Origin of the sequence: Actinospineispora acaciae DSM 45401 (genome assembly GCF_000620785.1) — a bacterium.
Lineage (GTDB): Bacteria > Actinomycetota > Actinomycetes > Mycobacteriales > Pseudonocardiaceae > Pseudonocardia > Pseudonocardia acaciae.
The window spans coordinates 263035-283403 of sequence record NZ_JIAI01000010.1; the positions used below are offsets into that span (position 1 = coordinate 263035).

At 73.0% G+C, this 20369-nt stretch carries 21 protein-coding genes; 11 read left to right on the forward strand and 10 right to left on the reverse strand.

Features of this window, described 5'->3' with window-relative positions; translation table 11 throughout:
• Nucleotides 1-82 precede the first annotated feature (82 nt).
• Complete coding sequence (locus tag N912_RS0135020; protein WP_028926087.1) at nucleotides 83-1012, forward strand: diacylglycerol/lipid kinase family protein; 930 nt, start codon at nucleotides 83-85, stop codon at nucleotides 1010-1012.
• Nucleotides 1013-1429: 417 nt separating this feature from the next.
• Entirely contained in the window at nucleotides 1430-1684 is a 255-nt protein-coding gene (locus tag N912_RS62665) for a WhiB family transcriptional regulator (RefSeq protein ID WP_037068283.1), read from the forward strand.
• Between the two features lie 198 nt (nucleotides 1685-1882).
• Here N912_RS62665 and N912_RS0135025 read toward each other — a convergent pair whose 3' ends face one another.
• Together N912_RS0135025 and N912_RS0135030 are read right to left on the reverse strand one after the other, a co-directional pair.
• Complete coding sequence (locus N912_RS0135025) at nucleotides 1883-3385, reverse strand: sensor histidine kinase (RefSeq protein ID WP_028926088.1); 1503 nt, start codon at nucleotides 3383-3385, stop codon at nucleotides 1883-1885.
• 180 nt (nucleotides 3386-3565) lie between these two features.
• Nucleotides 3566-3799: a biotin/lipoyl-binding carrier protein gene (locus N912_RS0135030; RefSeq protein WP_281176331.1), complete on the reverse strand. Its 234-nt coding sequence runs from the start codon at nucleotides 3797-3799 to the stop codon at nucleotides 3566-3568.
• A gap of 106 nt (nucleotides 3800-3905) precedes the next feature.
• On the opposite strand from N912_RS0135030, the gene N912_RS67135 reads away from it, so the two are divergent.
• On the forward strand, nucleotides 3906-3980 hold the full coding sequence (locus tag N912_RS67135; RefSeq protein ID WP_425415348.1) for a 50S ribosomal protein bL37: 75 nt from the start codon (nucleotides 3906-3908) through the stop codon (nucleotides 3978-3980).
• A gap of 64 nt (nucleotides 3981-4044) precedes the next feature.
• Here the strand turns inward: N912_RS67135 and rsrA are convergent, their stop codons facing one another.
• A complete protein-coding gene (rsrA, locus tag N912_RS0135035) occupies nucleotides 4045-4383 on the reverse strand; it encodes a mycothiol system anti-sigma-R factor (protein WP_028926090.1) in 339 nt (112 codons plus the stop codon).
• Nucleotides 4380-4946: a sigma-70 family RNA polymerase sigma factor gene (locus tag N912_RS0135040; RefSeq protein ID WP_245645650.1), complete on the reverse strand. Its 567-nt coding sequence runs from the start codon at nucleotides 4944-4946 to the stop codon at nucleotides 4380-4382. Before N912_RS0135040 ends, rsrA begins: the two co-directional genes overlap by 4 nt.
• 468 nt (nucleotides 4947-5414) lie before the next feature.
• Here N912_RS0135040 and ybaK point away from each other — a divergent pair, with 468 nt between their 5' ends.
• Both ybaK and N912_RS0135050 read left to right on the forward strand, forming a co-directional pair.
• Nucleotides 5415-5894 (forward strand): Cys-tRNA(Pro) deacylase, encoded by a 480-nt coding sequence (gene ybaK, locus N912_RS0135045; protein ID WP_028926092.1) that lies wholly within the window; start codon nucleotides 5415-5417, stop codon nucleotides 5892-5894.
• 738 nt (nucleotides 5895-6632) lie between these two features.
• Complete coding sequence (locus N912_RS0135050; RefSeq protein WP_028926093.1) at nucleotides 6633-7157, forward strand: hypothetical protein; 525 nt, start codon at nucleotides 6633-6635, stop codon at nucleotides 7155-7157.
• Between the two features lie 47 nt (nucleotides 7158-7204).
• On the opposite strand, the gene N912_RS66575 is transcribed toward N912_RS0135050, so the two are convergent.
• The 3 genes from N912_RS66575 to N912_RS0135065 all read right to left on the reverse strand — a co-directional run bounded on the left by N912_RS66575 (nucleotide 7205) and on the right by N912_RS0135065 (nucleotide 9729).
• Nucleotides 7205-8014, reverse strand: coding sequence for a LysM peptidoglycan-binding domain-containing protein (locus N912_RS66575; protein WP_084211479.1), 810 nt, complete (start codon nucleotides 8012-8014; stop codon nucleotides 7205-7207).
• A 260-nt stretch (nucleotides 8015-8274) separates the two neighbouring features.
• Nucleotides 8275-8886 carry an alpha/beta hydrolase family protein gene (locus N912_RS0135060; RefSeq protein WP_028926094.1) on the reverse strand — a complete coding sequence of 204 codons (612 nt, stop codon included), beginning with the start codon at nucleotides 8884-8886 and terminating at the stop codon, nucleotides 8275-8277.
• Between the two features lie 66 nt (nucleotides 8887-8952).
• Nucleotides 8953-9729, reverse strand: coding sequence for an SOS response-associated peptidase (locus N912_RS0135065; protein ID WP_028926095.1), 777 nt, complete (start codon nucleotides 9727-9729; stop codon nucleotides 8953-8955).
• Nucleotides 9730-9871: 142 nt separating this feature from the next.
• Between N912_RS0135065 and aroA the strand changes: the two genes are divergently transcribed.
• From aroA to N912_RS0135085, 4 genes are all read left to right on the forward strand, one after another.
• Complete coding sequence (aroA, locus tag N912_RS0135070) at nucleotides 9872-11176, forward strand: 3-phosphoshikimate 1-carboxyvinyltransferase (protein ID WP_028926096.1); 1305 nt, start codon at nucleotides 9872-9874, stop codon at nucleotides 11174-11176.
• Between the two features lie 10 nt (nucleotides 11177-11186).
• The gene (rsgA, locus tag N912_RS0135075) at nucleotides 11187-12239 is read left to right on the forward strand and encodes a ribosome small subunit-dependent GTPase A (RefSeq protein WP_028926097.1); all 1053 of its coding nucleotides are present in this window, start codon (nucleotides 11187-11189) and stop codon (nucleotides 12237-12239) included.
• A gap of 134 nt (nucleotides 12240-12373) precedes the next feature.
• Entirely contained in the window at nucleotides 12374-13168 is a 795-nt protein-coding gene (locus N912_RS0135080) for an SCO4651 family lipoprotein (RefSeq protein WP_156994237.1), read from the forward strand.
• Between the two features lie 20 nt (nucleotides 13169-13188).
• Nucleotides 13189-13851: an MOSC domain-containing protein gene (locus tag N912_RS0135085; RefSeq protein ID WP_342670889.1), complete on the forward strand. Its 663-nt coding sequence runs from the start codon at nucleotides 13189-13191 to the stop codon at nucleotides 13849-13851.
• Between the two features lie 19 nt (nucleotides 13852-13870).
• Here the strand turns inward: N912_RS0135085 and N912_RS61005 are convergent, their stop codons facing one another.
• From N912_RS61005 to N912_RS0135100, 3 genes are read right to left on the reverse strand one after another with little or no spacing between them, the layout of a single operon-like run.
• Nucleotides 13871-16069, reverse strand: a complete 2199-nt coding sequence (locus N912_RS61005) for a serine/threonine-protein kinase (RefSeq protein ID WP_051581231.1) — start codon at nucleotides 16067-16069, stop codon at nucleotides 13871-13873.
• Nucleotides 16070-16116: 47 nt separating this feature from the next.
• Entirely contained in the window at nucleotides 16117-16638 is a 522-nt protein-coding gene (locus N912_RS0135095; protein WP_028926100.1) for a DUF6912 family protein, read from the reverse strand.
• 2 nt (nucleotides 16639-16640) lie between these two features.
• The gene (locus tag N912_RS0135100) at nucleotides 16641-18062 is read right to left on the reverse strand and encodes a WS/DGAT/MGAT family O-acyltransferase (protein ID WP_028926101.1); all 1422 of its coding nucleotides are present in this window, start codon (nucleotides 18060-18062) and stop codon (nucleotides 16641-16643) included.
• A gap of 33 nt (nucleotides 18063-18095) precedes the next feature.
• Between N912_RS0135100 and N912_RS0135105 the strand changes: the two genes are divergently transcribed.
• A complete protein-coding gene (locus N912_RS0135105; RefSeq protein ID WP_028926102.1) occupies nucleotides 18096-18893 on the forward strand; it encodes a TrmH family RNA methyltransferase in 798 nt (265 codons plus the stop codon).
• A gap of 56 nt (nucleotides 18894-18949) precedes the next feature.
• Entirely contained in the window at nucleotides 18950-20176 is a 1227-nt protein-coding gene (locus tag N912_RS0135110) for an alpha-hydroxy acid oxidase (RefSeq protein WP_028926103.1), read from the forward strand.
• Nucleotides 20177-20369 lie beyond the last annotated feature (193 nt).

Consider the following 20369-nt stretch of genomic DNA (forward strand, 5'->3'; position numbering starts at 1 on the left):
GGCCGCGAGCCTAGCCCGCCGTTCGTCCTGGTGGAGCAGCCGTTGGGCCCGAGCACTCACCCGAGCCGGTTACCCTGCCCAGGTGCGCGCCCTGCTCGTGGTCAACCCGCAGGCGACCTCCACCACCGCCGCCGGTCGGGACGTGCTGGCGCACGCCCTGGCCAGCGAGCTCAAGCTGGACGTCCTGCAGACCCGCTACCGAGGCCACGCCGCCGAGGCGACGGCCGCCGCGGTGCGCGCCGGGGTGGAGCTGGTCGTCGCGCACGGCGGGGACGGCACGGTGAACGAGGTGGTCAACGGCATCCTCGAGGCGGCAGACGGCGTAAGCCTCTCGGAACGGCCACAGCTCGCCGTGGTCCCCGGCGGCTCGGCGAACGTGTTCGCCCGCGCGCTCGGGCTGCCCGCCGACCCGATGGAGGCCGCCTCGGCGGTGCTGCACGCGATCATCGAACGGCGTAGCCGGGCCGTCGGACTGGGCCGCGTGGACGACAGGTGGTTCACCTTCAACGCCGGCATGGGCTGGGACGGCGAGGTCATCGCAGCCATGGAACGGGCCAGGGCACGCGGCCGGGAGGCCACCCCGGCCCGCTACGCCGGCACCGCGCTGTACCACTACCTCCGCCAGCGCCGTCACCCGTCCGAGCTGACCGTCGAGCTGCCCGGCCATCCACCGGTCGGCGGCATCCGGCTGGCCATGGTGACCAACACCGACCCCTGGACGTACCTGGGCCGGCGGCCGGTGCGCACCAACCCGGGCTCCGGCCGGGGCGACGGGCTGGCGCTGTTCGCGTTACGCAGTCTCGATCTCGCCACGATGGTGCCGGTATTGCGCGAGCTATTGCGCAAACAAGGTGATCCACGGGGGCGGAACGTGCTACGGCGCGAGGAATTGCCACTCATTCGAGTGAGCAGCCCCACCCCCGTGGCGCTCCAAGTGGACGGTGACTACCTGGGAGAACGCAGCGAGGTCGAGTTCGTCGCCGCACCGGCCGCGCTGCGCGTCGTCGTGTGAGAACCGCGGCTCGCCGCAGTTACCGGTGCGACGAACGTCCGTGACCGGTCCTTTTCTCGCCATTCACCGACCGAGCCGAACCGTCGATCCCGTTGGGGCTCGCCTTATGGACCGTGATCGTTCAACGTGGTTCTCGAAGCCAGCACGACCGCTGAGGAGAGATCCTCTGGCACGGTCGGCCCGGACTCGGGGGATCGGGAAGGGGCCGGCGGGTTCGGTCAGTCGTTCAGCGTAGTTGGTGACACGGCGTGAGTAGCCGTGAGCCGGATTGCGTTGTGTGGGTGAGGACACTCTCACTCGACTGCCCCGGAATCCTTGAAGACATGCGTTGCTCGTGAAAGAATTCACAAGCAACTTACCGAACGGACGAGAGAGGTGCGCGCCCACGCGCGCGCAGCAGCAAGGAGCAGAGCAATCATGGACTGGCGCCACCGCGCGAGCTGCCGTGACGAGGACCCGGAGCTTTTCTTCCCGGTAGGGACCTCCGGCCCCGCACTCCTGCAGGTCGCGGAGGCCAAGACTGTCTGTCGGCGCTGCCCCGTGAGCACCGAGTGCCTGACCTGGGCGCTGGAGAGCGGCCAGGACGCCGGTGTGTGGGGCGGAATGAGCGAAGACGAGCGTCGCGCACTGAAGCGCCGTAACGCTCGTACCCGGGCTCGCACCGGAGCCTGATCGGCACCCGAGCCAGAAGAACGCTCCCCGTCCGCGAGCCCGGAACCGACCTCCGGTACCGGGCTCGCGGTCTGCCCGCCCCCGGTGGCCACCGCTCCCCAGTGACCACCGCGACGGCCGCACCCGCACACCCACTTCGTACGCCGCACACCTGCTTCAGCGCGTGTGCGAGCTACGAAGTGGGTGTGCGAGCGGGCCTTAGGCGCGCAGCAGGGGGACGCGGAGCACGGCTTCGGTGCCCTTGGGGGACCGGGGGCGCATGCTCAGGGAGGCGTCTAGTTCGGAGTCGACCAGGGTGCGGACGATCTGCAGACCCAGGCCGTGCGAGCGTTCCAGCGAGAAGCCCTTGGGCAGGCCGCGCCCGTCGTCGGTGACCACGACGTCCAGCCAGCCGGCGGACCGGCGCACCGAGATCACCACCTCGCCGCGCGCGCCCGGCGCGTAGGCGTGCGACAGCGCGTTGTTCACCAGCTCGGTGAGCACCATGACCAGCGGGGTGGCGAGCGTGCTGGCCACCACGCCGAAGCTGCCCTCCCGGCGCAGCGACACCCGGGACTCGGCGATCGCCACGTCGGCCATCATCGGGATGACCTTGTCCACCACCTCGTCGAGGTCCAACCGCTCGTCGACGGACATGGACAGCGTCTCGTGCACCAGCGCGATCGAGGTCACCCGGCGCATCGACTCGTTGAGCGCCTTGCGGGCCTCGTTGTTCGGGGTGCGGCGGGCCTGCAGCCGCAGCAGCGCGGCCACCGTCTGCAGGTTGTTCTTGACCCGGTGGTGGATCTCCCGGATGGTGGCGTCCTTGGTGATCAGCGCGCGGTCCCGGCGCTTGACCTCGGTCACGTCGCGGACCAGCACCAACGCCCCGGCCGGCGCGCCCCGGGGCCGCAGCGGCAGCGCGCGCAGCAGCATCGCCGCGCCGCCGGCCTCCAACTCCATCCGCAGCGACGGCTTGCCGTCCAGCGCGCCCCGGATCCGCTTGACCACCTCGCTGGAGTCGAACGGGTCCTGGACGAGCGGGCGGGTCACGTTGCTGAGCACCGCGCCGACCAGGTCGGAGGCGTGGCCCATCCGGTGGTACGCGGACAGCGCGTTCGGGCTGGCGAACACCACCCGCCCGCCGGTGTCCAGCCGGATCAGCCCGTCGCCGACCCTCGGGTTGGTCTGGGTGTCCACCATCGCGTCCGCGCTCGGGAACGTGCCGTCCGCGACCATCTGGCACAGGTCGGCCGCGCCGCCGAGGTAGGCGATCTCCAACGGGCTCGGGACCCTGGCCACCGCGAGGTTCGTGTCGCGCGACAGCACCGCGAGCACCACGTTGTCGCGGCACACCGGGATCGTCTCGCGGCGCACCGGCACGCCGTGGTGCCAGCGCGGGTCCTCCTCGCGGCACAGGCGCTGGTCGGCGAGGGCGCGGCGCAGCGGCGAGTGCTCGGGCTCGGTGACGATCGTGCCCACCGAGTCCTCCGGGTGCGCGGTGGGCGCGGTGGTCGGCCTGGCCTGCGCCACGCACAGGAACCGCCCGGGCTCACCGCCCTTCCCGTCGTCGCCGGCGACCGGCAGCGGGATCCAGAGCATGAAGTCCGCGAACGAGAGGTCCGCCAGGAGCTGCCACTCGGCGACGACGCGCTGCAGGTGGTCGACGGACTGTCCCGAGAGCCGGGTGTGCTCGGCGACCAGTTCGGTCAACGTTGACAGACGTGCACTCCGTTCCTACCCGCCCGCGAGTCGGGGATTCCGTCAGGGTGAGTCGCGGATTCCGTCCGGTGGCGGTGTCGTCCCGCTCACCCTTGCGCGAGCTGTTGTCGCAGCTCAGCCAGCCTACCTCGGGTATGCCCCGAGCCGGCCTGTTGGGAGGCCCACAGTCCCTCGGTGCGCCTAGTCGACGACGGCGATCAGGTCGCCGCTCTGCACCACGTCGCCCTCGGACACCTCGATCTTGGTCACCGTGCCGGGGACCTCGGTGATCACCGGGATCTCCATCTTCATCGACTCCAGGATGACGAGCGTGTCGCCATCCGTGACCCGAGCCCCCGGGGCTACCACCACGCTCATCACGTTGGCCACCATCTCGGCCCGGATCTCCTCGGCCACGCCACCCCTCCGGCTCACTCGGCCACCCGCTGTCGGACGACATCCAACCACGCATGACAGACTCGACTAACGACGAACCACCGGTCCGTTACATGATGTCCGACCAGGAGAGCGAGGCGAGACGATGTCCCGGCGTGCCCGCAAGCGGCGCTCCCGCAAGAGCAACGGCGCGAACCACGGCAAGCGCCCCAACGCCTGAGCCCGAGCCGACCGCGCCGCACGCAGCGCGACGTACCGAAGCTGTGTGCGGTGCGGGTTGGCGGTCAGCGGGAGCGGCGCTCGACGTGGGCGCCGCGGACCTCGACGGTCACCTGGGTCTGCTCGACCGTGATCGCGGACTTGACCTGGGAGAGCACGGCGGCGCGGATCTGCTCGCGCAACCTGTCACGCAGCTCGTTCGGCGCGTGCTCGCCGCCGCACTTGCGGGCGAGCAGCTGCTTGAGCTTCTCCTCGATCCCGTACGCGGCCAGGCACGGGTTGCACTCGTCGAGGTGGCGGCGGAGCAGCTCCCAGCGTCCCTGGTCGCATTCCTGGTCCAGGAACAGCCAGACCTCCGCGAGCACCTCGTTGCAATGTGTCTCGTGCTCTTCCCCGCAGCTCACCGTGCCACCTCCTGGCCGCGCAGGAACCCACGGTCGCGCGCCGTGTCGGTCAGCAGGTCACGCAGCTGGCGGCGGCCGCGATGCAGCCGCGACATCACCGTGCCGATCGGTGTGCCCATGATGTCAGCGATCTCCTTGTACGCGAAACCCTCGACATCGGCCAGGTAGACGGCCATCCGGAAGTCCTCCGGCAGCTCCTGCAGCGCCTCTTTCACGTCGCTGTCGGGGAGCCGGTCCAGCGCCTCCACCTCCGCCGAGCGCAGCCCGGTCGAGGAGTGTTCGCCGGCCTGCGCGAGCTGCCAGTCGGTGATCTCCTCGGTCGGGTGCTGGGACGGCTGGCGTTGCCGCTTGCGGTAGCCGTTGATGTACGTGTTGGTCAGGATGCGGTAGAGCCAGGCCCGTAGGTTAGTTCCGGCGCGGAAGGAACCGAACGCGGCGTACGCCTTGAGGTACGTCTCCTGGACGAGGTCCTCGGCGTCGGCCGGGTTGCGGGTCATCCGCAGCGCGGCACCGTAGAGCTGGTCCAGCAGCGGCATGGCGTCGCGCTCGAACCGCTCGGCCAGGTGCTCGGCGGACTCGGTATCGGTCCCGGTCTCGTCGGCGGCCGCCTCGGACTCGGCCGGCCGGCCGTTCTCCGGGGTGGTCGAGGGTTCGGGGATGTCCGTTTCGCGCTCGGCGAACTCGGCGTCGGTCGGTTCCGATCCGACGCCTGTCGTGACGGACTGGTCGGCCGCCGGAACCTCGGCAGGCTCGCCCTGTACTGGCACCAAGCTCCCTCCGCGCCGCTTCGGCGGCGACCCCAGCTTCCCCGCCGCCGGCATGGCGACGTCCATATGAATCCGGGCTGAGGATACGCCCCGCCGTCCAGCCGGTTTGGCTGGCGCGACGGCCGGAACGGGTGCTTCGAGCTCAGGCAACAGGTCTCCCGTCGCATCGGTTATCACGGCGTGTGGCACGTGGGCTGGAACGCACGGATCGGGTGCGGCATTCCCGGCCGGTGCCCTCGGGCGGTGGCCGTAGGCTCGGCGGCTATGGCGGCCAAGACCCCGGCGACCGCGCTGTTGGACGCGCGCAAGGTTCGGTATCGACTGCACAGTTATCGGCACCGGCCCGGGGCGGCGTTCGGGCTGGAGGCCGTGGAGTCGCTCGGGCTGGACCCGTCGCGGGTGTTCAAAACGCTGGTCGCGGACGTGGACGGCACCCTGACAGTGGGCGTGCTGCCGGTGACTGGGTCGCTGGACCTGAAGGCGCTGGCGTCCGCGGTCGGCGGCAAGCGCGCGCGGATGGCGGAGGTCCGCGACGCCGAGCGGGCGACCGGGTACGTGGCCGGCGGGATCTCGCCGCTGGGCCAGAAGCGTCGGCTGCCGGTGGTGCTGGACGAGAGCGCCCGCGGTTTCGAGACGGTCTTCTGCAGCGGTGGGCGGCGCGGGCTGGAGGTCGAGCTGGCCCCGGACGACCTGGCCGCGCTCACCGCCGCCACCGTGGCCACAATCACTGCGCGCCAGCCGTAGTTTCGAGCGCACCGGCACCGGCGGGAGTGTGGCCGCCGTCGAGCCTGGCCGGTTGGAGCTCGGGCCGATCGGCGTCGGGTGTGATTCGCGTCGCATCGGCGGGCCGGACGCACGGATGATGCGGCTCACGTCTCAGCGAATTTGGCTTCACCCGTTCCGACCAACGCCCCGGCGTCCGAATGCTGGCGGTATTGCTGGTGCCTCTGTGCTCGACGTGACGCGTCTGGCTGTTGGCGCGGGGCTGTAGCGGTGGTGCGCCCGCTGGGGTTGCGGCGGTCGGGACCGGGCTGCCGAGGAGTTACGGGTGAGCGAGCGGTGAGGCGGGCGGCGCTGTCCGGTGTTGGTCGCGCCGCCCGTGGGGTACTGCTCGTGTCGCCGGTCGAACGCCGGTCGGACGCCGTGCCGAGGCGCCGGCCGGGCACCGCGCCGAGTCGTCGGGCGGGCACCGCGCCAGGGCGCCGCTCGGATGCCGTGCCGGGTCACCTGTCGGGCCGCACACCTGGAACCGGCCGTGCCGCCGGGCCGGCGCCAGAAGCGCGCGGGCGGTGGCGTCCGTGTGAGTGGCGGAGGCGTTATGGACTAGCTGTCGATCTTCATCCGTTAGAGGGTTGTGCGAGGATTGCGTGACGCTGCGTAGGGGGCGGTTCTTGAACCGCGCGGCCAAAAGGGCAAGATATAACGCGCGATGGGGGACGGAGCGACGGACTCGCTCGGAAACGAAGAGCTTAAGGTGGCGCCATGGGTTCCAACGGGTCGATGCAGAACGTGGGGTGGCCGAACTCGGTCTCCCCTGGCATCGGCGCCTTTCGGATCGACGTTCCGTCCGACTGGTCGGCCATCGAACCGGCCGGCGGCCTGATCGCGTTCCTCGCCCCACCGAGGGACGACTTCCGGGTCAACCTCGTCGTGTTCGGCGAGCGCGTGCCCTCGGACAAGGAGCTCGGTGAGCTGGCCGAGGAGGCCCTGCTCGGCGCCGGCGCCACGAACATCGTGCCGATCGGTGAGGACGGCGCGGAGAGCGAGGAGCAACTGCCGAGCGCGGCCCGGCAGACCGACCTGCAGCTGGAGGGCCGTTGGGTCCGCCAGATCGCGGTGACCACCGAGGGGCCGGATCGCTCGCCCACCGGGGTGCGCAGCGTCTACGCCCTGGTCGGCAGCTGCCTGACCGACCGTGCCGAGGTCGACGCCCAGGTCCTCACGGAGATGATCTCGTCATTCACCGTGACCGCCGAGCAGCCGGTGGCGGCGCAGCAGGTGCCCTAGCCGCCACCCCCGTGGTGGGTGGCCGTGTGGTGGGTGGCCGGGTCGGCCTATGTGTTCAGTTCTTGGCCCGGCCTGATCAGGTTCGGGCTCGACAGCTTGTCGCGGTTCTTCTGGTAGAGCTCGTTCCAGCCTCCCTTGATGTGGTGTTCGGCGGCCAGCGAGGAGAGCGTGTCGCCGGCCTTGACGCGGATCTTGCCGTGCGGCGCGGGCCCGCCGGTGTCCTTGCCCGCATCGGGTGCCGGCGGCATGGACGGGGCCGTGTTCGGTTGTGACTTCGGCTGTGACCCCGGCTCGGACCTCGGCGGGGGCTTCGGCTCGGCCTTGGGGGCGGTGGCCTTGCCGCGCCCGGTCGCGCCGGCCTTGCGGGCGCACACCGGCCAGGCTCCCCAGCCCTGCCCGGCCTGGACGTTCTCGGCGATCTCGATCTGTTGCTCCCTGGTGGCCCGGTGCGCCCGGTCCGCGTACTTCGTGCCGCCGTACGCGCGCCAGGTGGACGGCTTGAACTGCAGGCCGCCGTCGTAGCCGTTGCCGGTGCTGATGTTCCACCGGCCGCCGCTCTCGCACTTGGCGATCTTGTCCCACACCGAGTCCGGGATCGCCTCGGCAGGGACGGTGGTGACGGCTCGCGCGGGCGCGACCGAGGGCGCGGGGGCAGCGACCGAGAACGCAGGATCGGCCACCGAGGGCGCGGCGGTGGCCGCCCAGGGCGCGGGGGTGGCCGCCGAGGCGGTTGCGCCGCCGAACAGCGCGACGCCGAGCCACAGCGGCGCCGCGCCGCCCGCCACGCCCAGGCACCAACACAGCACGGACGCCAGCCGGCCCAGGCACCGCACGCGGGCAGGGACAGGTGATCTCATCGGATCGGCTCCAGTGAAGGGCCGCACGCGGGACGGGTGAGAGGAGGCTCAGAGATGCGAAGAGAGCCCGTCGCGCACGGGGCGGCCGAAGAAGACGGGCGGTCGTGACGAGCGTGGGTCACGCCGGGCCGTGAGCTGCTCCGAGCGGCCCCTCGCGAGAGAGTTTGGCAACGGACCGGTCCGAGCTGCGATCGACGCTAGCACCCGAGGCCGGCGCCGTGGGCGGAAAACGAGAATCTGTCCACAGCCGCGGCGGGGGGTCAGGCGATGGGGCGGAGCACCCGCTCGAGCCACTCGCCGACCGCCCGGGACAGCCCGTCGAGGTCGGACTTGAGCGAATGGTCACCCGGGAGGAGCACGACGTCGCGGTGCGGCGCGGGCTCGGGGCGGCCGAACGGGTCACGCTCGCCCTGGACGACAAGTACCGGGACGTCCACGCCGGACAGCTCGCCCGTCCTGTCCTTCTCCGGGCGCGCGGGCGGATGCACCGGGAAGGCCAGGCACAACACGGCGGTCGCGCCGCCGTCCTCCGCCGTCCGACAGGCCACCCGGGCGCCGGACGACCGGCCGCCGAACACCAGCGGCAATCCCTCCAGCACCCCGCTACCGAGGTGTTCGACGACGGCCAGCCAGGCGGCGTCGAGCTGGTTCGCCGGGGCGGGTGCACGGCGGCCGGCGACCCGGTACGGCTGTTCGACCAGCGCGACGTGCACGCCGACCCGGTGCGCGGACTGGGCGGCGGCCACCAGGTCGGGAGCGCCCACGCCGCCCCCGGCGCCGTGCCCGAGCAGCAGCCCCGCCCGCCCTTCCGGGGCGCAGTGCAGCGCCACCCGGGCCGGCCCGTGCGGGGTGTCCACCTCGTGTGTCGTCATGCCGCGCCGCTTCCGCTGTGGATAAACGGGACGGGCTCGGCGCGCGGGCGCGGTACGGTCATGGGGTCACAGGTCCAGGGCGAGCGTCTGGCGGTGCTCGTCGGGGGCCGTGACCGGGTCGACGCGTTCGACCAGCTCGGGGCCCTCGTTGCGGACGTTGTTCACCAGCGCGGACACCGTGCGCAGCTCGAGGCCGGCGACCAGCTCCGCGCTCGGCGGCCTGAGCAGTTCGCTGACCTGGTCGGCGTCCGGGTCCAGCCAGGCGGCCCAGTCGTCGGGGGCGATCAGCAACGGCATCCGGTCGTGGATGTCCCGCATCGGGCCGACGGCGTCGGTGGTCACCACAGCGGTGGTGATCAGCGGCTCGTCCTCGCCACCGTCGGGGGCGCGCCAGAACTCCCACACGCCGGCCATCGCCAGCGACGCACCGTCGGCGCCGGTGATGAAGTAGGGCTGTTTGGTACGGCCGTCACGGCGCCACTCGTACCAGCCGTCCGCCGGGAGCAGACAGCGCCGCCGGGCCAGCGCCTTGCGGAACGCCGGCTTGTCCGCCGCCGTCTCGGCCCGTGCGTTGATCATGCGGGAGCCCACTGACGGGTCCTTCGCCCAGGACGGCACCAGGCCCCAGCGCATCACCCGCACGCTGCGCTCGGTGCGGCCGGTGTCCGCGGTGCCGTCCTCGTCACGCGGGTGCCGCTGCACCACCGCCAGCACCGGCTTGGTGGGCGCCACGTTGTAGTCCGCGCCCGGGGCGGCCAGCGCGCTGCGAGCCGTGGCGTCCACCGCGTGGAACTCCGTCGCGATGTCCGCCGCCGACTTGGTCGAGGCATACCGGCCGCACATGCTCGCGATGTTCCCACATCACAGCCGGTCAATCACCGCTCGCACATCCCACCGGGTTACCGGGGTGCCCTGTTCGTTCCGATTGTGGATAACTCGGCCCCCTCGGCTGGACGGCCGCCCCGAATACGGAATCATTGGCCAGGTGAACGCCTCGTCCGCCACACACCCGTGGCCAGCGCCGACACCGGGCGGCCCGGTGACCGGCCGGGTCCACGTGCCCGGTTCGAAGTCACAGACCAACCGCGCGCTGCTGCTGGCCGCGCTCGCCACCGGGCCGGCCGAGGTAGCTGTGGTCGGCGCGCCGCCGACCAGGGACACCGCGCTGATGGTCGGCGCGCTGCGGGCGCTCGGGGTCACCGTCACCGAGGCGGGCGACCAGCGGCTCCTGGTCGGGCGCCCGGACCGTGCGCTCCGCGGCGGCACCGTGGACGTAGGCCTGGCCGGCACCGTGATGCGGTTCGTGCCGCCGGCCGCCGCGCTGGCCGACGGCCCGGTGCGGTTCGACGGCGACCCGCGCGCCCGGGAGCGGCCGATGGGGCCGGTGCTGGAGGCGCTGCGCGCCCTCGGCGCACGGATCGAGGGCGACGCGCTGCCGTTCACCGTGCACGGCACCGGGGGGCTACCCGGCGGCGAGGTGGTGCTGGACGCGTCCGGCTCGTCCCAGTTCGTGTCCGGGCTGCTGCTGTCCGGGGCGATGTACGACAAGGGCGTCGCCGTGCGCCACGTCGGCCCGCCGCTGCCCTCGCTGCCGCACATCGAGATGACGGTGGACATGGTGCGAGCGGCCGGCGTCGAGGTGGAGGACGGAGAAGACGACAGCTGGCGGGTGCACCCCGGCCCGATCGCCGCGCGGGACTGGACGATCGAGCCCGACCTGTCCAACGCGGCGGTGTTCCTGGCCGCCGCGGCCGTCACCGGTGGGCGGGTCACGGTGGCCGGCTGGCCCTCGGAGTCCCGCCAGCCCGGCGCGGCGGTGCTGGGCATCCTGGAGCGGTTCGGCTGCCACGTCGCGGTCGGGCCGGACGGGGCCACGCTGACCGGCCCGGACACCTTGGTCGGCGTGGACGTCGACCTGCACGACGTCGGCGAACTCACCCCGACGATCGCGGCGGTGGCCGCGCTGGCCACCGGGCAGACGCGCCTGCGCGGCGTGGCCCACCTGCGCGGGCACGAGACCGACCGGCTGGCCGCGCTGGCCGCCGAGCTGACCGCGCTGGGCGCGGACGCCGCCGAGACGGACGACGGCCTGCTCATCCGGCCCCGGCCGCTGTCCGCACCGGTGGGGCGGCCATGGCGGGCGTACGCGGACCACCGGATGGCCACCGCGGGTGCGGTGCTCGGGTTGGTGGTGCCGGGAATGGCGGTGGACGACATCGACAGCACCGGCAAGACCATCCCGGACTTCCCGGCCCGCTGGACGGAGCTGATCTCGGAGAAAGGAGCGTGACCAGCGGTTCGTGAGCCCCCGGGAGTACGACGAGTCCGACGTCCGGGTGCGCCCCGGCCGCCGAGGCACCAGGCCGCGCACCAAGCGCCGCCCGGAGCACGCCGACGCGACCCCGGCCATGGTCGTGGCGGTGGACCGGGGCCGCTGGACCTGCGTTCCGGACGGCGCCGCGCCGGACGACCCGGACGCGCGGGTGGTGGCCATGCGCGCCCGCGAGCTGGGACGGACGCCGGTGGTGGTCGGTGACCGGGTCGGGCTGGTTGGCGACCTGTCCGGCGGCCCGGACGCGCTGGCCAGGATCGTCAGGGTGGCGCAGCGGTCCAGCGTGCTGCGCCGCACCGCGGACGACGACGATCCGTACGAGCGGGTGGTGGTGGCCAACGCCGAGCTGCTGGTCATCGTGACCGCGCTGGCCGACCCGCCGCCCAGCGTCGGGTTCGTGGACCGCGCGCTGGTCGCCGCGTACGCGGGCGGGCTGCGGCCGCTGCTGTGCCTGACCAAGGCCGACCTCGTCGACGCGGGCGCCGGTGTGGACCAGGTCGCCGCCGAGTGGGCCGAGCTGGACCTCCCGGTGGTCGTCACCCGCTACGACCGTCCGCTCGACGAGCTGCGCGACATGCTGGCCGGACGGGTCTCGGCGTTCCTCGGGCACTCGGGCGTGGGCAAGTCGACGCTGGTCAACGCGCTGGTGCCGGAGGCCGAGCGGGCGGTGGGCGAGGTCTCCGGGGTGGGCAAGGGGCGGCACACCTCGTCCTCGGCGGTCGCCCTGGCGCTGGCAGCGACCCCGTCCGCCGAGCCGGGCGCCCGGGGCGGTTGGGTGATCGACACACCGGGGGTGCGCTCGTTCGGGCTGGCACACGTCACGGCCACCGAGGTGGTGACCGCGTTCGCCGACCTGGCCGAGGCGGTCCGGGACTGTCCGCGCGGATGCGGCCACCTCGGTCCGCCGGCCGACCCGGAGTGCGTGCTGGACGAGCTCGCCGCGCGCGGCGGGGTGAGCGACGGTCGGCTGGCCGCGCTGCGCCGCGTGCTGGTGGCGCTGTCCACCCCGTCGTGGTCGTGACGCGGGTCGGACCCGTCCGGGTGCCGCATCGGCGGGAACCGTGCCCAGCAGATACCGTGGACGGATCCCCCCTATTGGAGCAGCCGATGCGTCGCTCAACGTCCCCATCGTTCGCACGCCCGGGGCGGTTCGCCGTGACGGCTGTGCTGCTCACGGCGCTGGCCTCGGGCTGTGGCGGGCCTCCGTCCGCTCCGTCTGCGCCACCGCCGCTGCCGCGCTACGCCACGGTGGCCGAGCTGGGCAACGCCGTCGGCATCCAGGCCAAACAGGACAAGACCGTCAAGCTCTCGATCGTCGGGACCGTCAGCGGCGGCGCCTCGCCCCAACCGGCCACGAACGAGGAACAGCAGGTCCGCTACGACGCGGGCGGGATCTCCGTGCAGCTGAGCCGGAAGCTGCAGGAGCCCGGCTCGCCGGTCCCGATGGAGAGCACCATCCTGGTGCTGCCCGACCAGGCCTACGTCAAGCCGCCGGAGGGCATCGGCATGCCGCTGGGCAAGTCGTGGATCAAGGTCCCGACCGCCTCGGAGGAGCCGTGGCTGCAACAGCTCATCCTCCAGGTGCAGGCGCTGCGCGAGACCGCCGACCCGACCAAGACGTTCACCCAGCTCGGATCGGCGGCCGGGATCACGGAGTCGGTCGAGGAACCGGTGAACGGCGTCCGGTCGGTTCGCTACAAGATCAGGATCGACATGGTCAAGGCGGCCGAGCAGCAGACCGACCCGGCGATCAAGGCGCAGCTCCAGTCGCAGCCGCCCTCGGTGGACGCCACGCTCTGGCTGGACGAACACAACCGCATGCTGCGTCAGGTCGCCCAGCGGCCGGGTGAGGACGCCACCAGCATCGTGACCATCGACGCCCGCTACCGGGACTGGGGACTCCCGGTCGACATCAACCCGCCGCCGCCCGATCAGGTGATCGACGCCTGAACGCGCCGGTGGTGTTGACGGTGGCCGGCGTGTACGTCGGCCGCCCGGCGGTGCTCGGGTCACGGCGCGGACGGCCGGTGTACAGCGGCATCGTCAAGCATCCGGTGGCGGCCGCCGAGCTCGCGCTGACCGAGGTGAACCTGGACGGCGACGAGCAGGCCGACCTGAGCGTGCACGGCGGGCCGGACAAGGCCGTCTACTCCTACCCCGCCGAGCACTACCCGGGCTGGCGGGCCGAGCCGGAGCCGTACGAGCTGTATCCGGGGATGGTCGGGGAGAACGTGAGCACCTCGGGTGCGGACGAGTGGAGCGTGCGGATCGGCGACCGGTGGGCGTGGGGCACGGCGGTCGTGGAGGTCTCCCAGCCCCGCTCGCCGTGCTACAAGCTGGCCATGCGGGTGGGCCGCCAGGAGATGATCGCCGCGATGCTGCGCACCGGGCGCTGCGGCTGGTACCTGCGGGTGGCGCGGACCGGGCGGGTGCCCACCGAGGGGCCGATGACGCTGGTCGAGCGGGACGAGTCCGCGCCGACGGTCGGCGAGGTGTACCTCGCCGCGAACGTCCGCGCCGGCGAGCTGGACCCCGGCCAACACCGGCGGCTGCTGGAGCGGGCGGTGCGGGCGCCCGCGCTGGCCGAGGGGTGGCGGCACGGGCTGGGAGCCAAGCTGGCCCGCTTGAGCTGAGTCTTCTGGGTGCGGGCGGTCAGCCGGGGGCGATCTGGTCGGTAGGGGGTGGGGCGATGTCGACAGGGGTCGACCAGTCGCGGAAGGTGAGGTCGACCTCGGGGGTGAGCCTGCGCAGCGTCCGGTCCTGGGCGTCCAGCCAGAGCAGCTGCGTCTCCGGGCCGTCCTTGGCGCGCCGTCGCATGTCGGCCTTGAGGACGGGATCGGGCTCGCGCGCGGCGGCCCTGGCCCAGTCGACCACGAGCGCGTAGCGGCGGGCCGGCACTCCGGCGACCGGGTCGTCGGCCGAGCCGAGCAGCGTGACCGCGTCGCCGAGCCGGGTCAGCTGGCGCGCCGGGTCGACCTCGCGGCGGCGTGAGGCGGCAGTGTCGAGGTGGCCTGTGGCCAGCGGGTTCGTCGAGCCGGGGGTGAGTTCGAGCCAGGTCTTGCCGGGCGGTAGCGGCGCGCTGCCCGGCATCCGGGTCGGCCTCAGCCAGGCTCGGTCCTGGTCCGGCAGCATGATCACGCTCAGTTCCATGTCACCGATGCCGGCGGCACCGTCCTGGATCCGCTCGTCGTAGCGCAGGGCGGCGCCGGCGTCGCCGTAGCGGAACGCCCCGTCGACGTCGATGCTGACCGCGCCGGGGCCGGTGCCACCGGTGTGCATGTGAACTTTGCCGGCTTGGTCCGACCGCTGTCGGGCAGTCATCGCGGCGACCAGGTCCGTGGGCGTGGCGTACCGGGGGGTCGGCGGGGCCGGCGCGGGGGGCGGGGTGGACTGGGGGGTCGGGGTGGCGGGTCGGTGGGACATGACTACGCCCAGGGTGGCCAGCGCGATCGCGAGCAGTGCGGCGGCGGCGAGCAGGAGCGGGCCGCGGGGCCGGCGCGGGGCCGGGCGTTTGGACCTGCGCGGGGTGGTCGGCGGGGTCCAGGCGGTTGGTGCGGTCGAGGCCCTCGGTGGTGGTGGTCGGCGGGGCGGCTTGGTATGGGTGGCCGGTGGTGGCGTCTCGCTCGGCCGAGGCGAGGGCGGGGTTGGCGGGCTCGGTGTGGGGGCGGGGCGGACGCGGGTCGCTCCGGGCTGCGCGGCGGGTGCGGCGGATGCGGCGGACGGGGTGGGGGCGACGAAAGGGGCAGGAGGAGTGGGCGCGGCGGGTTCGGTGGGCGCGGCGGGTTCGGCAGACACGGTCGGCGCGGCGGACATGGCGGACACGGACGGAGTTGGCGCGGACTGGGCGGACTCGGACTCGGCGCGGGCGGCAGGCGCGGACGCCGACGATCCGCGTTCGGCGGGCACGGGTACGGACGCCGACGACCCGCGTTCGCCGGGCTCGGCGGACACGGACACGGACACCGACGGCTCGGTGAACGGCGTGACCTGCGTGGCCAGGCTCTCGGTCACGGCCGGCGGCGGCCAGGCGTCGGGACCGGCGGCACGAGCCCGCGCCGACAGCCGGACCGCGAGCTCGGCGGCGCTCGGGCGGGCGGCGGGGTCACGCGCAAAACACGGAGCCAGGTAACCGCGCACAACGTCAGGCACTCCCGACAGGTCGGGCACGTCATCGACGATCTTCCTGAGCATGGCCACCGCGGTCGCCGTCTCACCGAACGGCCCATGCCCGGCGGCGGCACACACAACCACCCCGGCCAGCGAGAATACGTCCGACGGCGCCCCCGCCCGATCCCCCCGCGCCTGCTCCGGCGACATGTACCCCGGCGGGCCGATCACCGCCCCGGTGTGCGTGATGACCGTAGACCCGAGCGCATGCGCGATCCCGAAGTCGATCAGATACGGCCCGTCCCCCGAGAGCAGCACGTTGGACGGTTTGAGGTCGCGGTGCACCACGCCCGCGGCATGCATGGCGGCAAGCGCCTCGGCCAACCGCGCGGCCAGCACCTCCACCGCCCCCGCCGGCAACGGCCCCGACTCCGTGACCGCCTGCTCCAACGTCAACCCCGGCACGTACTCGACGGCCAGCCACGGCCGATGCGCGTCCGGATCCGCGTCGATGACCTTCGCCACCCACGGCGCACCGGCCGCCCTGGCCGCGGCGACCTCCCGCGCGAACCGCGTCCGGAACCGTGGGTCGGCGGCATACCCAGGGTGGATCGCCTTCACCGCGGCCAGCGAACCGCCCACTCCCCGACCGAGGAACACTTCGCCCATCCCCCCGGCCCCGAGCCGGCCGCACAGCCGGAACGGACCCAGCTCGGCCGGGTCCTCCGCCCGCAACGGTTCCACGAAGCGTCATTCAACATCGTGCACCCCAACCGCGGGTGAACAGAGGCTCAGAGGTCGAGCAGCTCCAGCAGGAAGGGCAGCTCGGACGGGTCGTACCAGGCCAGCTCGTAGTCCTCGGCCTCGCCGAGCAGGAACTCCGCGTCCGGGTCGCCCAGGTCGGCGGCGTCCACGAACTCGGCGGCCTGGCGAACGGCGTGCTCCGCCTCCGGGTCGTCGATGTGCACCGCCGCGACCGCCGACATCGGGATCGACCCGGACACCCGCACCGCCCCGTCGTCCAGGTCGGGCCTGGCCACCGCGTTGTCCGTGTCCGCTGCCACCACGACCCGCCGAGGCCAGGCCGGCTGGTCGGCGACCAGCTCGCCGGTCAGCTCCCCGGCGAGCAGCCGCAGCGAGGCGCGCGCGGCGTCGCGCATCGCGACGTACTCCAGCTCCTCGGTGTCGCCGCCGATGTACGCCTCGCGCAGCGCCGGGGTCAGCGCGAACGCGGTGCCGCCGAGCGGGTCGAGCACCCCGTCCGCGACCAGCCGGCGCAACATCGGCAGCGTCGCCGGTACGTAGACGCGCATTCTCAGCTCACCACGCTCCGCAGTTCGTCCAGCGACTCCCCGATCATGCCGGCAAGCATGTCGACGTCGCCCATCGCGTCCCGGTCGGCGTTGAGCCCGTAGTACACCCCGCCGTGGTACGAGGTCAGCCCGATGGCCAGCCCCTGCCCCTTGGCCAGCGGCACCACCGGGAACATCTCCAGCATCGTCGCGCCGGCCGCATACAGCGGGACCTGCGGCCCCGGCACGTTCGTGACCACCATGTTGAAGATCCGGCTGGACATCCCGCTGGCCGCCCGCGCGCCCAGCGCGTGCAGCGTCGCCGGCGCGAACCCGCCCAGCTTGACCAGCACCTGCGCCCCGACGGACCGCCCGCTGTCCGCGTGCGCGCGCATCTGGTGCGCCACCTGGTGCAGCCGCACCACCGCGTTCGCCTCGCCGACCGGCAGGTCCACCAGGAACGACGCCACCCGGCTGCCCAACGCGCCGGTGGCCGCGTCGCCATCCGTCGCAGCCGCCCACTCCGGTGAGGCGCGCACCGACAGCGGCACCATCGCGCGCACCGAGCTGGACGAGGTCACCGGCTCGCCCCTGGCCAGCAGCCAGTTGCGCATCGCGCCGGACACCACCGCCAGCACCACGTCGTTCACCGCGCAGCCGTGCGCGGCGCGCACCGCGCGGTAGTCGTCCAGCTTCGTGCGGGCCACCGCGAACCGGCGCTGCGCGGACACCGAGACGTTCAGCGGGCTGCCCGGCGCGCGGCTGGTCGCGGTCCGCACCACGGTGGCGACCTGGCCGATCACGTCGACCACCTTGCCGGCGGTGGCCGCCACGTCCCCGGCGGCGGAACGCACGTTGTCCACCACCTCGCTGGGCCGCTGCCAGGCGTCGAACACCGCGTCGGCCATCAGCCGCAGGCCGCTCGGCTCCTCGCGCGGCTCCCAGTCGACGCCGAAGTCCTCGCCGGGCGCGGGCGAGTCGTCCAGGATCACCTGCGCGATGTCGACCGCCCTGATGCCGTCCACCAGCGCCTGGTGCGTCTTGGTGAACATCGCGATCCGGTTCTGCCCCAGGCCCTCGACCAGGTACATCTCCCACAGCGGGCGGGTGTGGTCCAGCGGCCGGGACATCAGCCGGGCGATCAGGTCGTGCAGCGCGCGCTCGGTGCCGTGCTTGGGCAGCGCGGAGCGGCGCACGTGGTAGGCCAGGTCGAAGTCCGGGTCGTCCACCCAGACCGGCCTGGCCAGCCCGCCGGGGACGTGGCGCACCTTCTGCCGATACCGGGGCACCAGGCCGATCCGCTGCTCGATCAGCCGCAGCAGCCGCTGGTAGTCGAACCCGGACCGGGGACGTTTGAAGATCGCGACAGCGCCGACGTGCATCGGTGTGGACGGCTGTTCCAGGTACAGGAACGAGGCGTCCAACGCCGACAGGCGATCCGGCATGGCGCGATCCTCGCACAGTGTCATGCTCAACAGGTGAACGCCGCCGCCGATCAACCCGCCGATCGACCCGCCGATCAACGCAGCCCCAAGGACACGTTCATCACCGTGTACGGGCGCAAGCCCGTGCTCGAAGCCCTGTCCGATCCCACCCTGACGGTGGACAAGGTCATCGCGGCGGACAACGCCCGGGGCGACTCCCTGTCGAAGATCCTCTCCGCCGCGCGCGGCCGGAACGTGCCGGTGCGCCGGGCCAGCGCGCACCGGGTCAAGGTGCTGGCCGGCAACGGTCACCACGACCAGGGCGTGCTGGCCGACGTGGTCGCGCCGGAGATGCGCCCGGTCGCCGACTACCTCGACGCACTGGACCCGCAAGCGCCCTGCGCCCTGTTCGTCCTGGACGCCGTGACCAACCCGGCCAACGTCGGCATGGTGCTCCGAACCGCCACCGCGGCCGGCCTGGACGGCGTGCTGGTCCCCCGCCGAGGCGTGCCGGCCATCGACCCGCTCGTGATCAAGGCCTCCGCCGGCGTGGCCTTCCGCGCCCCGGTCCTGCGCGCCTCCACCGCCGCCGACGGCTGCGCCGCCCTGCGCGCCGCCGGGGTCACCGTCCTCGGCCTGGCCGGCGACGCACCCCGTGACCTGCTCTCCGACGAACTCCCGCCCAGGCTCGCGCTCGTACTCGGCAACGAGACCGACGGCCTGTCCGCCGACGTCCGCGCCCACCTCGACGGCACCGTGGCCATCCCCATGCACGCCGGCGTCGAGTCCCTGAACGTGGCCTGCGCCGCCGCCGTGGCCGCCTACCGCCTGCGCCACCCCGTGAGTGGTTAGCGTTGTCTCACGATGTCAGGGCAACGCTTACCACTCACGGCTCTTAAGCTGAGCGCATGGTGCACCGACGCATGCCTCGCCCGTCCGAGCTCCGTGAGCTGCTCCGCCCGGCCCCGTTCACACTGGACGCCACCGAGCGCCGGCTCAACCGGGCGGCCTCCATCGGCGACCTGCGCACGCTCGCCCGCCGGCGGGCACCGCGCGCGGTGTTCGACTACACCGACGGCGCGGCCGGGGTCGGCGAGCTGGCGCTGCGGCGGGCGCGGGAGACGTTCGCGCGCCTGGAGTTCCACCCCACGGTGCTCACCGACGTCTCCGGGGTGAACACCGAGACGACCATCCTGGGCAAGCCGTCCGCGCAGCCGTTCGCGCTGGCCCCGACCGGTTTCACCCGGATGATGCACACCGAGGGCGAGCGCGCCGTGGTCAAGGTGGCGCAGCGCGAGCGGATCCCGTACGCGCTGTCCACCATGGGCACCACCACGATCGAGGACTTCGCCGCCGCCGGCCCGGACGCCCGCAAGTGGTTCCAGCTCTACCTGTGGCGCGACCGCGCGCCGGCCAAGGACCTGGTCGAGCGGGCGGCCGCCGCCGGCTTCGACACGCTCATGCTCACCCTGGACACCAAGGTGGCCGGCGCCCGGCTGCGCGACGTCCGCAACGGCCTGGCCATCCCGCCGCAGCTGACCCTGCGCACCTTCCTGGACGGCGCGACGCACCCGCGCTGGTGGTTCGACTTCATCACCACCGAGCCGCTCACGTTCGCCAACCTGGCCGGCGCCAGCGACGGCACCCCGGGCGTGCTCATCGACCGCGTCTTCGACCCGGCCATCACGCTGGCCGACCTGGAGTGGCTGCGTGGCCACTGGCCGCACAAGCTCGTGGCCAAGGGCGTGCAGTCGGTGGCCGACGCCAAGGCGGTCGTGGCCGCGGGCGCCGATGCGGTGCTGCTGTCCAACCACGGTGGCCGCCAGCTCGACCGCGCCCCGGTGCCGCTCGAGCTCGTGCCGGCCGTGCGCGAGGAGCTCGACGGCCAGGCCGAGGTGCTGGTCGACACGGGCATCACGACCGGCGCCGACGTGGTGGCCGCGATGGCGCTCGGCGCGCACGGCACCCTGGTCGGCCGGGCCTATCTGTACGGCCTGATGGCCGGCGGCGAACGCGGCGTCGCCCGCGCCGTACGGATCTTGGCCGACGAGGTCGCGCGGACGATGGCGCTACTCGGTGTAACCGAGATCGGCCAGCTCCGCCCCGACCACGTGAGCCTGCGCCCCGGCCGCTGACCCTCGCCCGGTCCACGCCCGCTCACTGCCGCGCTCGCGCCGGATTCGGCAAGGTGCGAGCGCGGTGGTCGGGCTGTTGACCGGACGTCGTTTCGACGGTTATCGTGAGCCTGCTCGTCGCGAAGAGCGTCGGTGTGCCGTTGTCCGCCGTAGCTCGACGGGCCTGTGAGGTCTCGGTGGGAAGGTGCCGCGG

Bases quoted from the DNA above. Each gene is read 5' to 3' on its own strand.
- N912_RS0135060 (WP_028926094.1), bottom strand. From the start codon at position 8,886: ATGACGACACACGAGGTGGACACCCCGCACGGGCCGGCCCGGGTGGCG.
- N912_RS0135065 (WP_028926095.1), bottom strand. From the start codon at position 9,729: ATGTGCGGCCGGTATGCCTCGACCAAGTCGGCGGCGGACATCGCGACG.
- N912_RS0135110 (WP_028926103.1), top strand. From the start codon at position 18,950: ATGGTGCACCGACGCATGCCTCGCCCGTCCGAGCTCCGTGAGCTGCTC.
- N912_RS62665 (WP_037068283.1), top strand. From the start codon at position 1,430: ATGGACTGGCGCCACCGCGCGAGCTGCCGTGACGAGGACCCGGAGCTT.
- N912_RS0135050 (WP_028926093.1), top strand. From the start codon at position 6,633: ATGGGTTCCAACGGGTCGATGCAGAACGTGGGGTGGCCGAACTCGGTC.
- N912_RS66575 (WP_084211479.1), bottom strand. From the start codon at position 8,014: ATGAGATCACCTGTCCCTGCCCGCGTGCGGTGCCTGGGCCGGCTGGCG.
- ybaK (WP_028926092.1), top strand. From the start codon at position 5,415: ATGGCGGCCAAGACCCCGGCGACCGCGCTGTTGGACGCGCGCAAGGTT.
- N912_RS0135095 (WP_028926100.1), bottom strand. From the start codon at position 16,638: ATGCGCGTCTACGTACCGGCGACGCTGCCGATGTTGCGCCGGCTGGTC.
- N912_RS0135100 (WP_028926101.1), bottom strand. From the start codon at position 18,062: ATGCCGGATCGCCTGTCGGCGTTGGACGCCTCGTTCCTGTACCTGGAA.